This is a genomic window from Nostoc sp. DedQUE12b (assembly GCF_034530835.1).
Taxonomy (GTDB): domain Bacteria; phylum Cyanobacteriota; class Cyanobacteriia; order Cyanobacteriales; family Nostocaceae; genus Nostoc.
The window spans coordinates 1-15,119 of sequence record NZ_JAVRCI010000069.1 but is presented as its reverse complement, the minus strand read 5'-3'; the positions used below and the strand labels follow the sequence as shown (position 1 = coordinate 15,119).

6 protein-coding genes and 1 pseudogene are annotated in these 15,119 nt (G+C 38.0%); all 7 read right to left on the bottom strand.

Going from position 1 to position 15,119, the window contains the following annotated elements; all coding sequences use genetic code 11:
- Positions 1-161: 161 nt before the first annotated feature.
- Entirely contained in the window at positions 162-1,325 is a 1,164-nt protein-coding gene (gene argJ, locus RMY16_RS25550) for a bifunctional glutamate N-acetyltransferase/amino-acid acetyltransferase ArgJ (RefSeq protein ID WP_322738702.1), read from the bottom strand.
- Positions 1,326-1,707: 382 nt separating this feature from the next.
- Positions 1,708-3,222 (bottom strand): ATP-binding protein, encoded by a 1,515-nt coding sequence (locus tag RMY16_RS25545; protein WP_322738701.1) that lies wholly within the window; start codon positions 3,220-3,222, stop codon positions 1,708-1,710.
- An 18-nt stretch (positions 3,223-3,240) separates the two neighbouring features.
- Positions 3,241-5,217 carry a PAS domain S-box protein gene (locus tag RMY16_RS33160; RefSeq protein ID WP_416211705.1) on the bottom strand — a complete coding sequence of 659 codons (1,977 nt, stop codon included), beginning with the start codon at positions 5,215-5,217 and terminating at the stop codon, positions 3,241-3,243.
- Between the two features lie 1,222 nt (positions 5,218-6,439).
- On the bottom strand, positions 6,440-12,448 hold the full coding sequence (locus RMY16_RS25530) for an AAA family ATPase (RefSeq protein ID WP_322738700.1): 6,009 nt from the start codon (positions 12,446-12,448) through the stop codon (positions 6,440-6,442).
- Between the two features lie 1,033 nt (positions 12,449-13,481).
- Positions 13,482-14,039: a methylmalonic aciduria and homocystinuria type D protein gene (locus tag RMY16_RS25525; RefSeq protein ID WP_322738699.1), complete on the bottom strand. Its 558-nt coding sequence runs from the start codon at positions 14,037-14,039 to the stop codon at positions 13,482-13,484.
- Positions 14,040-14,444: 405 nt separating this feature from the next.
- Positions 14,445-14,651, bottom strand: coding sequence for a glycogen debranching protein (locus RMY16_RS25520; RefSeq protein ID WP_322639033.1), 207 nt, complete (start codon positions 14,649-14,651; stop codon positions 14,445-14,447).
- 146 nt (positions 14,652-14,797) lie between these two features.
- Positions 14,798-15,067, bottom strand: a pseudogene (locus RMY16_RS25515) (MotA/TolQ/ExbB proton channel family protein); the annotation flags it as partial.
- Between the last annotated feature and the right edge of the window lie 52 nt (positions 15,068-15,119).

Genomic DNA, 15,119 nt, shown 5'->3' with positions numbered 1-15,119 from the left:
TCTACGAGACGCTACGCTCTTTCTTCAACGCCGAGCGCAATGAATCAAAAGCCCTCACCCAAGCTTGGCAGAGTAACTTTAAAATTCGCTCCCCTTCTCCCAAAACTGGGAGAAGGGGTTGTGGGATGAGGGCAAATTTTACATTTGTGCAAGAAATCTAATCAAGTTGAGTATTTACCATTAATTTCTATATAACCCTCTGAAAGATCGCAACCCCATACAGTTGCAGAGGCTTCGCCAATATTAAGGCTAACATGAATATCTACTTTATCTTTAGACATAACTTGGCGTAACTGTTCTAGATTTTCTTCAGTTAAGCTACTAGGATAAACTTTCACATTATCAAAACTAATAACAACTTTATCTTGATTTATTTGCTGTTCGTTTTCACATTTGCCTATAGCCATAGCAACTCGTCCCCAATTCGGATCTGCTCCATAAACAGCAGTTTTTACTAATGGTGAATTTACAATTGCTTTAGCTACTGTTTTAGCTTGTGCATAGTTAATTGCTGAATCTACAGTTACCTCAATTATCTTAGTAGCACCTTCTGCATCTCGTGCAATTTTCAGCACTAATTCCTGTGCAACTTCTTGCAATGCACTAGCAAAATCTGCTTCTGAAACTTCACCGGCTATTCCATTAGCTAGAATCACGGCAGAGTCACTAGTAGAAGTATCCGTATCTACACTCAGGCAATTAAATGTTTTATCTATAGTAGAGCGAAAAATAGAACGAAGGCTATTTGCAGAAATTGCAGCGTCAGTAAAAAAGAAAGTTAAGAGGGTAGCCATATTAGGCTCAATCATGCCAACACCTTTGGCAATTCCCACTAGTTTGGCATTTCCTATTTGCCGTGTAGCTAACTTCGCTACTGTATCGGTGGTCATAATCCCACGAGCGGCAGCATAAAAATCAGCATCAGTCAATTTTTTGCCAAATCCTAATAAACCAGCCTGGATTTTTTCAATGGGATAACGTCTGCCAATTACACCTGTAGAAGCTATCACAATATTATGTGCAGCAATTCCAGTTTCAGTTGCAACTAATTGCAGAACTTCTTGGGCATCAGCGATACCAACAGAACCATTAGCTACATTTGCATTTTTAGATATAACGACAATTCCTTGTGCTTGTGAATCTTTTAAATTATCGCGGCTAATAGTAACACTTGGCCCAGCAAAAAGACTTTGAGTGAAGACTCCATCTGCAACACAAGGAACTGATGATTGAATAAATACAAAATCATCAGTTGTATCTCGTATTCCCAAATTAGTGATGAATGTACTAAAACCTTGAGGTGTGGAAGATATAGTTAATGACATTTTTCGATATTTAATAATTTGCTTTAATTATCTCATATCAAGTTCGGCTAATTACTTACAACCCTATCCAACCGGAGGATGCGTCATAACGCGGGTGGGGTATTTTATCAATACGGTTCGGATAAGCATTTTGAACTCAGGATTACCTTTGGGGAAAAGGTTAAAGGTTAAGGGTTAAAAGTTTTTTCCCCCTTTCCCTTTCCCTTTTAACCTTTTTCCTTTTCCCTAAGAGTGCAAAAATATATTTTTGCAAGAGGTCTAATGTAGCTTGGGTTGAACGCAGTGAAACCCAACATTAACTTTGCTAAATATCCAAATTAACAACACAGAAAACTTTTCCTTACTCCCCAACCTCACCTAGCAATTTTTAGGTTATTGAGTACTATAAATCAGTTAATGTCAGAGTGAATGTAGTCCATCCATTGCCACTTTCTACTTGAATGTTTCCTTGCAATTGTTCGACTAATTTTTTTACTATAGATAAACCTAATCCCGAACCACCTTGATTCCAGATATCTGCATTGTGGAGACGATAAAATTTATCAAATATCCGTGGTAACTCTGTCACCGGAATTTCTGCTGCATTACTGACAGTAATAATAGTTTTTGCAGGCGCTTCCGAGGAATTGTGACTTACACTTAAGACAATTTCACCACCCGCAGGTGTGTATTTACAGGCATTATTGAGCAATTCTACTACGATGCGTTCTAAGCTAATGCCATCTGAGAGTAGCGGCGGGAGGTTTGCAGGGAGATTCGCCTGTAGAGTTTGCTGATGGTGTTGAACGCGAATTTCAAATGGCTCGATAACCCAAAGTAACCACTGTTGTAAGAGCAACGCATCAGGTGTAATAACTTGATAGGATGAGCTTTCTAGCCGTTGTAAGTCTAGTAGATCGTTAATTAATTCTAGTTCGCGATCGCACTCGCTTTCCATTAATTTTAGATAGCGTTGAGCTTCCTCAGTATTATTATATAATTGTATCATTTGAATCATCATCTTGATGTTACTCAGAGGCGATCGCAATTCGTGAGAAACTAAATTCAAAAAGTCATTTTTGAGTTGATTTATCTCTTCCCATTGCACTACAAGTTGCTCTTGCTCAATTTGCTTTTGACGCGCCTCAATCGCTCGTTTGCGCTCAGTAATATCTCGAAAAACTATTACAGCACCTGTAATATTATCTTTTTCATCTTTAATCGGTGCAGCACTGTCATCAATTGGTATTTCTGCACCATCTTTAGTAATCAGAATTGTTTCTGCGGGAAGATGAACAATAATCCCATCTTGAAGAACTTTTCTAATCGGACTTGCCATAGGGTTATGAGTTTCGCCATTAGCAATATTAAATACTTCTGAGGAATTTCTGCCACAAGCTTCTTCTTGTTTCCACCCAGTCAGATTTTCTGCAACCGGATTCATAAAAGTAATTAAATTTTGTAAATCGCTAGCAATCACACCATCGCTGATACTTTTTAAAAGTGCATCCAGCCATTTTTGATTAACTTTTAATTGCCTTTCCAAACCATGTTTAGTCAAAGTTATTTCAATATTTATTTGTAGCTCTTTTTCTTTAAAAGGTTTCAGTAAGTAGCCAAACGGCTCAGTTATCTTAGCTCGTTCTAATGTGTTATCATCTGCATACGCAGTCAAATAAATTACTGGAATATCCAAACGCTTATAGATTTCTTCGGCAGCTTCTATTCCGTCCATTGACCCTTTAAGCTTGATATCCATCAGTACTAAATCTGGAGATATTTCTATTGCTATATTAATTGCTTCTTCTCCTGAAGAAGCGATAGCAGGTACTGTGTAACCAAATTTCTTAAGCCGATATTGTAAGTCTTTGGCAACAATAGCTTCATCTTCCACAACTAAAATTTTTGCGTTTGCCATCTTTTATTGATTGTCTATTTATGGTAAAGGAAATGTCACCTGACATTCTACTCCAGTAGAGCCTGTAATATTGAGATTTCCTGCTAGCTGATGGGTCAAAGCATCTACCAACTCCCATCCTAATGATGCTAGTTTTTTTAAATCAAAGTTTGGTGGTAAGCCAATACCGTTATCACTAACTATTAGTGTTAAATTGTGATTAATTATCTTCTTGATTTCTATCTTAATTGTACCATTGCTGCCTTTGGTAAATGCATATTTTAAGGAGTTAGATACAAGCTCATGGATAATTAAGCTACAAGGAATTGCTGTATCTAAGCCGAGATAAATACAATCTTCGGCATTTATTGTCAAAGCGATCGCCTCTTCATTGACTTCATAAGCAGTAAATAAACTTGCTACCAAATCTCGAATATATTCACCCAAATTAATCTTTGCTAAGTCTTGAGATTGATACAATTTTTCGTGAACGAGAGCCATTGATGCAATTCGCTGCTGGCTTTGTTGAAATATTACCAAATCTTGTTTGTCTTTGATATAGGCAGATTGCAGGTTTAGCAGACTGGAAATAACCTGTAAATTATTTTTAACCCGATGGTAAATTTCTTTTAATAACACCTCTTTTTCTAAGAGTGATGCTTTAATTTGCTCCTCCCAATCTTTGCGTTCGCGCTGTGCAGCTTTCCGTTCGCTAATGTCTTCGACCACAGAAATAAAATATTTTGGCTCTCCATTCGGTTCGCGCATTAAAGACACAGTGAGATTAACCCAAACTAAGGAATTATCTTTGCAAAAATAGCGCTTTTCCATCGAGTAAGTTTGGATATTATCTGCTAAAATCTGCTCAACATATTTCAGGTCAGTGTTAAGATCGTCTGGGTGAGTAATATCTTGGAAAGTTAACAACTGTAGTTCTTCGAGTGTGTAAGCGAGGATATCGCAAAGCTTCTGATTAACTAACAACCAGCTTCCATCGATTGCGACATGGGCAATACCAACAGCAGCTTGATGGAATGCAGCCCGAAATCGCTGTTCGCTCTCTCGCAATGCTTCTTCTATTCGCTGGCGTTCAGTAATTTCTGTCTGTAGTGATGCGTTGATTTTTGTTAACTCTGCTGTCCTTTCCTCAACCATGCTTTCTAATTGGTTAAGTAGGCTATTTAGTTTCTCCTCTGCCTGCTTGCGATCGGTAATATCAGTATGCGATCCTGCCATTCGTACTACATTACCATCTTCATCCCACTGTGCTTGCCCTCGATCTAAAATCCATTTATAGGTGCCATCTTTACATAAAGCTCGATACTCGGTTATGTAAAACGGTGTTTTCTGAGCAAAGTGATCTTGAATCGCTTGTTTCACCCACTCAATATCGTTCGGATGCACTCGTGTCACGCATTCATCTAAATGGTTAGAAATTTCGTGGTCTTCGTAACCGAGCATTTCTTTCCAGCGAGCCGAGAAGAAAACTTCATTGGTTTTAACATTCCAGTCCCAAATTCCATCATTATTACCGCGCAAAGCTAATTGCCAGCGTTGTTCGTTTTCCCTCAACACCTCCTCAGTCCGTATGCGTTCAGAAATTTCCTTCGCTAGTTGGTAGTTTGCAACCTCTAGTTGAGCAGGACTCGGTAGAGCCAGCACCTGTGGTATTAATGGCACAAGCTCTATAGCCGTTAATACGGAAACAAAAGCGGTGATAGCTTTGAATAACCCTGATAGCCAATAGGTAGGATACCAAAGCGTCCATACATCCATTAAATGAGTTGTGCCACAAGCAACGATGAATGCGCCAAACATTAAGAATATCCAGCCAAATGGCATATCTCGTCGTTTACGAACAAAATAAACCAACATCACTGGAATTGAATAATAAGCAAGTCCAGTTAACACATCTGAAATTAGATGCAACCACACCAATCCTGGTTTCCAGAGGTAGCAATGTCCGTGGGGAATAAACTGGCTAGTAGAGAAAAAATTATTTAAAAATTCCATCATAAAAACCTACACATTGCACAAGTCTTCACCAAAGCCTGAAGTGCGAAAGAAGAGGTTTTTAGCCTCAGTCCTCTTCTAGATGCGCATACATCTAGTGGATTTCATCTTCTAAAGGAGAACTACGTTTGGCATTCGTCAAAGTTTTACCGTACTAGTTTTAGCCTAGAATCGAGTAGTAGCTTGAGCTTCTACATTCTGTGTTCGTCATCTTTTCTGAGTTTTTTAATTTGAATAATATAAGATTTATTAAAATTAAAGTACCGCGATCGCTTTGGTTATTGTTACCGTATATTCTCTGAAATCAACCATTTACATATATAAAAAGCTTCAAAAATCACAGTAATATTTCGGATATATAATAATCTAATTATAATCTAGCTGCATACGTGTATTTGCAGCCTAACTCAACTCAGTTTGGGTAGGTCTGCACTATTAATCTGTCATATAGCGTCCGGTTAAATATTTATCATTAACACCCAAGAGAGCAGAAAAGAAGCTCACACTCAAGGTTTGGAGACAAAGCAACTGGCATTAGATGATGCTGAGGCAGCAAATCACAGACTCCGTACCGTAGGTAAAATTATCAGGAAGAGAACCTAGCCATCAATAGGTGTACTTATAATAAAAACTCTTGTAGCCAAACTGTTTATCGCTATATATAGCAAAGTGCTGAGTGCTGAGTGCTGTTAGCGGTAGCGGGGCGTTTAGCCCGTGCTGAACAAAAACCCAGTCGTTTCAAGCCTTTGAGGAATCAACATTGTCCTAACCTATGTGACTACGGCTATACATAAAGCGCGAGTTATTTCCCAGCCTCAGTTGCTAGAAAAACATCGTCTAAACTTTGTAATGCCAACTTAAAGATTATTCGTTTTTTGCGTAAAGCACGAAGTTTGAGGTGAATAGTATTGTATAACAATATTTATTATGGATAAACCGGGGACAACAGTAAAAGTCTCCTATACAATTTACTTCTATCAAAAACTGCTCTGGCTTACGTCTAGGGCAGTTTTATATTGCATAGTATCTCTGCGTCCTCTGCGCCTTCTCTACGAGACGCTACGCGTTGGCGAAAGCCTCTCGTAGAGAAAGCGGTTCGTTAAAAAATTCGATAACAGAGTTTTAGCCTTAACTGAACCGTATTAGGTTAACAATGATAGCGGGTGTACGTCTGTGGTGTGCGATTGACTGGCGGTGGTTAACTGAAATCACACTTTCGACTAAGTTAACTTTGAGTCTGAGCCAGAATCGGTAAGGTAATCACAAATTCTGTTCCTTGGCCTGGGGTAGAATTGACATCCAAAGTTCCACCATGTTTTTCTACAACAATAGACTGAGCGATCGCTAATCCTAATCCCGTTCCTTTACCAACTCCTTTCGTAGTAAACAAGTGGTCAAACACTTTTTGTTTAACTGATTCACTCATGCCTTGACCATTATCAGCAATCTTCACTTCAACCTGTTTGTTTTGTAATAATGTGGTGGTTATGATAATCCGATTAGGATTGGCTTTAATCTCCCCAAAACTCCGATCTGTATTTGATTCATCCAAGGCATCAATAGCATTCGCTAGTATGTTCATAAATACCTGATTTAATTGACCGGGAAAACATTCTACTTGAGGTAAATTACCATAGTTTGTGATAACTTCAATGGCGGGACGTTGTTCATTTGACTTCAGACGATGTTTGAGAATGAGAATAGTACTATCAATGCCTTGATGGATATTAAAAGGTACTTTGTAGTCTTGATCGGCACGAGAGAAAGTGCGGAGACTGGTACTGATATTTTTCAGCCTGTCACACGCTATCATCATGGAATCAATCATCTTGGGCAAATCTTCTAAGCTATATTCCAAGTCGATTTCTGCGGCGTGTTTAATAATTTCCTCTTTTGGATTTGGCAGACTTTCTTGATATAGTTTCAGATGTATAAGTATATCTGCAAATACAGGTTTGCTTTGTTCAAGACTAGCAGAAATAAAACCAAGAGGATTATTCATTTCATGAGCTACCCCTGCAACAAGATTTCCCAACGCAGACATTTTTTCCTTTTGTACTAGTTGAAGTTGAGTCTCTTTGAGATTTTGGAGTGTTTCTTCTAATTGGCTCGCTTGTTGGCGAGTTTCCAGCAGTAGATCGGTTTGTTGGAGTGCAACTCCCATTTGTGCAGCAATTTGTTGGGCAAATTCAATCTCAGAAGGTTGCCAGTGACGCGGGCGATCGCATTGGTGAATGCAGAGTAAGCCCCAAAGTTCGTCATCTTGCATAATTGGTACAACCAATGATGCTCTAACATTAAACTGTTGCAAAATTACCCGATGACAATCTAAAACTTCTGCGGTTTCAATATCTGATATTGTACAAAATCGTCCCTGTTTGTACAGGGTTGCATAGTTCTCTCCAAAACAATGGTCTTGAATTTTTACAGCTAAACCAGAAAGAAATTGGGGTAGAACATCTTCGGCAATCAATTCACCATATTCGTAATTTACTCCGAGATCAAATTGATAAATTCCGACGCGCGATACATTAAGGATTGAACGAATATTTTGAGTTACTGCACGAAAAATTGCACCTAAATCTAAAGACTCCCGGATCTGATTAACAACATTAAATAAGGTTTTTTGCTGCTGGAGGGTTTGTTGAATCTGTTGAGCTTTTTCTTGAGATTCTTGATAAAGACGAGCATTTTCTAGAGAGATGGCAGCTTGCACAGATAACATTTGGATAACTTTGATGCGATCGCTAGTAAATACCCCTGCTACTAATTTATTTTCTAAATAGAGAATACCCACTAAATGTCCTTGATTAATAATCGGCATACAAAGTACACTCTGGGGTTTAAATTCGAGCAGATATTCTCCAAGTAACCCAGCTAAATCTGTTTGGCAATTATCTATAACAACTGTCTTTTGAGTATTTTTGACATAATTGATAATTTTTCTAGGAATATCTTCACAAGTATCTAGCAATTGTGATTTAAGAATAGTTTGGATTGGAGTTGAAAAATTGTCTTGGTGATTAATAAAGGTAATTGCCTTGACTTTTAAGTTTCCATTTTCATCAAGAATTAAGGCAAATTTTTTTGCTCCAGAGTTTTCGAGAATAATTTTCGTCAAGCTAGCAATAATTTCATCGAATTCAATGCTACTAGAAATAGCTTGAGCCGCTTTCAGAATAGACATAAAGTCTAAGGTGTTGGAAATATTGTCCCTACTAAGAATGGAAGTTTGGCTGGATAAAGATATCGAACTGTGGGTAATAGGAGCGATGGTTTCTAGGGAATTAAAGTTGAATTTTTGTTGATGTAGAATGGGCTGGAGTAATTCAGGATAGCGTTTTTCTAAGTCATCGATTTTAGCTTTTGCTCCCCACCGAGCATAGCAGTAGTATGCTTCTTGCATATATCCTTGGGCTGCTTTTTCTTTATCCAGTTCCAGGTAAAATTTGGCAGTGAGTTCGTTAGCGATCGCTTCTTCTTGCAGATAACCGTTGGCTTTAGCTTCGGCAATGGCGCGCTCATAAAGGTTCATGGCTTCTAGGTATTTTTCGGCAATCCGCGATCGTTCTGCTTCGACCAGCAAATACTTATGCAAGAAGTTTTCTGAACAGCTTTCTGACCAGATTTTGAGTTGAGCTTGATTGGTTTCGATCTGCTGTAAGACATCGCTACGCTCTGCTTCTGGCAAACTTGGATAGTAGTTGCACATAATCAGAGAACCGTAGTAATAGTAACCGGCAGACGTGGTAAATCCGGCACAACCATTGAGAAATTTCCGTGCTTCTGTTAGATAGTGAATATCCGGCTTGCAGCCTTGAATTAGGCAAGCTCGATACATTTGCAGAATGTAGTAGGTGCCGAGGGCTGTATAGGATTTCAATGCCTTAGAACGTTCAACCCAAGCCTGCTCTGCTTGTACCAAATCTGGTTCTGACTCATCTAAAGATTGCGAGAGTTGGTTAACAAAGAAACGGCTAGCAGCAAGGATACTCAGCAAAAAATCATGCTTTAATTTCTCTCCAATCAGCCAATATTTATCAATATCAATTGCAATATCTGCCAGGTTTTCACCTTGAAATAGCCGATTCAGAATATTACCGTAGAGATTGTATCCAGCATGGATAATTTCTCCAGATTCCAATCCTGCTAGAAACCCTTGATAGTTGATTTCAGCTGCTCCTTGTATTGGTTTTGCCCAAACTTGAATAGTGTAACTGAAGATAAAGCAAGCTCTGGATTGTTGAAATTTACTATTGAGCTTATAGCTTAATTGCAGAGCAAGGTCAGCAAACTCAAGTCCGCGCTGGTATTGACCATGCATCAGTCCAATTAGAAAACCGTAGGAAACATACGCTTTAATGGATTCAGCAGTGTTACCCTGCTCAATCGATAAACGGACAGCCCGGAATGTCGCGAAACTGTACAGATCAAAATCAGAGACAATATAGGCTGGTGGTTGCAGAATAATCAATAATTCGATCGCGGCTCGAACTTCTGGATTCGTTGCAGCAGGCAAATCTAGCAAAGTGGCAATCGAGCGATTTTTTAAGCTGTCTTCAACAACGGCAAACTCTTCTTGAGCCAATTGCCTCAAGATATCTCGGTCAACTCTAATACCAAGACTTCGTAACCCTTCCAAACCTGCCTGGATGGATTCTACAAACTGCCCTTGCAAGGAGTACTGATCAACCTTCAAAACATAAATTTTGGCTTGATCGATATTTGAGTTGGCAAATTTGAGTAAGGTTAATACCGTCTCGTCTAACGACTGGAAATCTCCACTCATCAACGCGGCTTCTGCTAAATTGAAATGGAGCTCAAAGGCGAGACGATAGGCAGCAGTCCAAGCATCTTGATCCAGCAAGTTAATCCCGATTTGAAAATAAGTCTTTGCTGCTTCATAGGCTGTGGAAGCTTTCGCTTTTTGACCCGCAGTTAAATTGAGTTCCGCAAGCTGTTTTTTCTCACTTTCATCTGGAAGTAGAGATTTCCCAATGTTGATTTGGTTAACTACATCAAAGATTCTGTCTTCTAGTTCTGCGGTTGATAGATTTCCTAACAGTAGTTTACCGATGTGGTAGTGAGTTGCTTGCTTTTGGCTTTCAAGAATCAAAGAATAGGCTGCTTGTTGAATGCGATCATGCAGAAATTTATATACAATAATTTCAGAATTGTGTTGAGGAAAAGCTTGATTTTCTGAGCCAACAAAAAACTTATAAATCTTACTTTGGGGTAAAATTAAACCATCCTGTAAGGCACTCCATAAACAGGCTGCTGTTTCTATTTTTGATTGTTGAGAAACAATTGCTAAGGTTTCTAAATCAAACTGATTACCTATGCACGCAGCTAATTTCAAAACATCTTGAGTTGATTTTGGCAACCTTTGTAATTGTAATGCCATAAATTCAACTACATCATTGACGAGCGATCGCTGATTAATTTCTGCTATGTCACATTGCCAATGACCTTGCTCATAATTAAAATAAATCAAGGCATCTTGATGTAATGCTTTGATAAATTGTATAGCAAAAAATGGATTGCCTTGAGTTTTTTGATAAATTAATTTTGACAGTGGTAAAGCTAGATTTTCTGTGCAATCTAAACCGTCAGCTACTAACTGATTTAATTTAGATTCATTCAGTGGTTTTAGATTAATAATATTAATTTTTGCGCCGTTTTTTTTGATGTCATCCAATGTCAAAATTAAAGGATGGGTTACAGAAACTTCATTATATCGATAGGCACCAATGACTAGTAAAGAGGCATAATTTACCTCACTCATTAAAAATTGCAGGAGTTTCAATGAGGCAGAATCAATCCATTGTAAATCATCTAAAAATATCACCAGTGGATGTTCTTTATTAGTAAATAATTCAATAAATTTTTGCAATAGTAAATTAAATCGATTTTGTGCTGCAATGCCTGATACTTCTGGTACAGGAGATTGTTTGCCAATAACTAGTTCTAACTCCGGAATCACTTCAATAATTACCTGGGCGTTATCACCTAATGCTCCAGTAATTTTATTTTGCCATTGTTTGATTTGTTGATCGCTTTCAGTAAGTAATTGCCCTATTAAATCGCGGAAAGCCTGTACAAACGCCGAAAAGGGAATATTTCGGTTAAATTGGTCAAATTTGCCCTTAATAAAATAACCGCGTTGTTTGACAATCGGTTTATGAACTTCATTAACTACCGCAGTTTTTCCAATACCGGAAAACCCTGCAACTAAGATCATTTCGCTGTTTTCAGCAGATACTCTCTCAAAGGCTTTTAGTAGTTTCTCAACTTCCGTTTCTCGCCCATATAATTTTTCTGGAATAATAAATCTGTCACAAATATCTCTTTTGGCAATTTCAAAATATGTAATTGTTCCGGTTTCTTGGATTTGATATAAACATTCTTCTAAATCATGCTTTAATCCTAAAGCACTCTGATATCTATTCTCAGCATTTTTTGCCATTAATTTCATGACGATATCAGAGAATACCTGGAGAATATCTTCTCTGTTACCTAATAGGGTCGGCATTTTCGCAATGTGACAATGCACCAACTCCATTGGATCATCTGATTGAAAAGGTAATTCTCCAGTCAGCAATTCGTAAAAACTCACACCCAAAGAATAGAAATCACTGCGATAATCTACTCCTCGGTTCATCCGCCCAGTTTGTTCAGGAGATAAATAAGCTAGAGTTCCTTCTAATAAATTAGGATTAATTATTGTTTGAGTTTCTCTGGGAAGAAGAGAAGCAATACTAAAGTCGATTAATTTTACTTGTCTTGTTTCGGGATGAAGTAGAATATTTGCGAGTTTAATATCTTTATGAATAATATTATGATGATAGAGATAATTTAAGGTATTACACAAAGATATTGCAATTTGTAAAAACTTAATTAGATTTTGTGGTTCTCCCCCTATCTTCCCTTCTTTACCCCTCCATTCAGAAAGGGATATTCCCCCAAAGTCTTCCATTACCAACACATAGCCGTTTTGATACGGTTCCAAGCTGTAAGTTTGGATAATTCCGGGATAGTTAAGATTTTTGGTAATGCTGTACTGATTACGAAATTGTACGAGTTCGCTAAAGCTAGGATAAGGATTTTTCAGCAGTTTAATCACCACTGGTAAGGAGTCAGTTTTCCGATATCCCCGATAAACTATAGTTCGAGAACCGTTATAAATTTCTTCGCTAACTTCATAACCGAGAATACTGACTTGGCTGCTAAACATACTATGTTTATTCTTTTAGATTTCTTCATGCCTTCTCTAATATCAATCATTTTAACTCTGACTGCATGGGTAGAATTAATGATGTTTTTATCAAGAAATAATAAAGAATCTAGCAAGATTTTAAATAGCGACAAAGGTCAAAGCAGATTAGCAAATATCAATTTTTTTTGTATATATAAATTATCAACAAAAGATTAATAGACCTCTTGTAAAAGTGCTTTTTGCAAGAGGGTGAAAAAGGGGTTCATGTTAAAGGGGAAGGAAACAATACAGAACCTTTCCCCCTTCCCCCTTCCCCCTTCCCCGACAAATGCCCAAAAGTCTAATATATATAAAATAAATAGTTTTATAATTTGGATTCTTCTATACTCCTGCATCCAATCAAGCTAACTGTAGCCTATCATAACTTAAGCTTGATAAAAAGTTTTTGAAAATAATTGGACTTATAGAATTTATACAATAAAAATTTTATTTGGCAACCTTTCATAAGATTAACCTTGATTAAAAAAATCTTATTAGGAAAATCCTTAAATAAATTCATGATTTTCCTGATTATCCTGACCTCTTAAATTACTTAATTCTTGACTGGTAATATAAAACTGCATACTCCTTAAAATGAGTCAATTTTGACTGCATTTCAATGCTATGATTCCCGCTCTCTAAATTGCCGATGAACGGTATTCCCCTATTAAAGCTGGTAGTATTGTCCTCCCTAAGTTGGGCGATATGCTAGAACAAGTTCAAAGCAAGTTCGACTATCCTAGCTTCTTAGAAGAATTTGTTTGGAGAGACAAGTGCTGATATAGGTCTTTACATACCTAATGACCAATACAACTCTTGGAGAGGCTGCAATTCTTTCTCTACGAGACGCTGCGCGTAGCTTGCTTCCCCGGAGGGGTACGACTACGCTCTGTTACCATGCTAACGACTGACTACGCGGTAGTTGAATCTCGACTTACTTCGACTACGCTCAGTACAAGTCGCTCGATTACCGCGCAGTCGAAACTCAGGATAAATGACAAATGATAAATGACTAATAATCAACTTCTTTCCACCCATGCATGGATGCTACGCCTTTTGTAACCCATTCGATCACAATTGGGGGAGCTTCTGATATCAAAATACTAGGATAAACTGCTGCACCCCAATCGGGATGAACTAACACACGGCATTGATTTTTAATCACTGGATAGTTGAGCAAAGCTTTGACAACTGCTGTGTCATCGTGGGGAATTGCTCCGGGATGAGACAGTAAAGGATAGCCTGTACGAGGGTCAATCAAGTCTGTTAAATAGCCGCGATCGCGCAGATTAAATGCTAAATCACAGCCGAATCTCATAAACTTTTCTCGCAAGCGTTCTTTCTCTGACTCTACTTCTGCTGTCTTTTCGACTAATTGATAACGCGATTGTTGTAATACAATCACTACTCGTAAAAATGGTTGCCGTTTCCAATCTGGTAATATCCGTTCGCAGTTGGCACGGATATATTGACTGGGAGCATGAATTGAAACTTGAACCGCTTGTCCTGTTTCGCCAACTAAATTAATGGGACAGGCTTGCTCCGAAGTGTAAACTTTGGGATAGTTCACTAAATTGATTCGGCTTATACAAATTTTTTAATTTAATCTACGGTATAGATGATACCTCTTAAAAGTTAAGAAAAATCATCATTTTTCTATAATATGTTACTTTTTTTGGAAGCAGTTAATAATAATGTGAGAAATTTAATCCGAATTTTATCCTTTATTAACCTGTTCTCATGAAATTTGCTGCGATCGCTGTAGGCATTGGCATAGATACAGCGTTTAGTAGACAAGCGATGCCTATGGTGGTCACTGAGCTTGCCGAAGTGCGGGCTACACCTATGCAGATGAAATATGTTTGATCAAAATCCTAAAAAAGCAAAGCAGGTTGGAGTAAGCAGAAAATAACAAAATTAGTTATGTCTGCCAGGAGATACTTCAGCTATACAGCCTAATTTCTATAGCACCCAATTAATTGAGTTTTAAAGAATTCACCGGCACTTCATCCCAAGAATCGACTGTCCGCAATCGCGCCATCCAACCTGAGGCCTTTTGCCTCTCGGTCAAATTATTCTGAAATGAATCATGACAATCTTTGGCTTGAGATTCATTACAAGTGGCAATACAGGCATGAATCATTCCAGACGGATCGATTTGCTCATTTACCCAAATAGTCATGGAATATTTCCTCAATAACTGTAGCGAACAAAGCTGTTCGTTATTTTAGAATACTATTAGAGTCAAAAGTTTTAGAGCAAAATCGGTAACAAATAATGAACTAATCGCAATTACCGATTTCTAATTTACAATTACCCAGTTCCGCTTTATTTATTCGGCAGATATGATTTATCTCCTCTTTCGTAGCGACGGCGGTAGAGTAATTCTAACTGTCCGCCATATTCTTGAATCCAGGCAATCTGCCGCTGGTAGAGTCCTCGGAAGGTATTGGCAAATAAAAGTGTAAAGATTGCCACTACCAACCCTGATGCTGTGGATACTAAAGCTTCACTAATTCCAGCTGTCACACCTGTTGTTTTACTACCTCCCACATCTCCGATATTCAGAGAGGCAAAGGAGTTAATTAATCCTAATAACCCAAGTTGCTAGTTATGCTTGCAGCTGTTCAAAAGGCGTTGCATAAATAAT

What these genes read in the sequence shown, in the direction of transcription:
- RMY16_RS33160 (WP_416211705.1), bottom strand. Translation starts at nt 5,217, where the DNA reads ATGATGGAATTTTTAAATAATTTTTTCTCTACTAGCCAGTTTATTCCC.
- RMY16_RS25530 (WP_322738700.1), bottom strand. Translation starts at nt 12,448, where the DNA reads ATGTTTAGCAGCCAAGTCAGTATTCTCGGTTATGAAGTTAGCGAAGAA.
- RMY16_RS25520 (WP_322639033.1), bottom strand. Translation starts at nt 14,651, where the DNA reads ATGACTATTTGGGTAAATGAGCAAATCGATCCGTCTGGAATGATTCAT.
- argJ (WP_322738702.1), bottom strand. Translation starts at nt 1,325, where the DNA reads ATGTCATTAACTATATCTTCCACACCTCAAGGTTTTAGTACATTCATC.
- RMY16_RS25545 (WP_322738701.1), bottom strand. Translation starts at nt 3,222, where the DNA reads ATGGCAAACGCAAAAATTTTAGTTGTGGAAGATGAAGCTATTGTTGCC.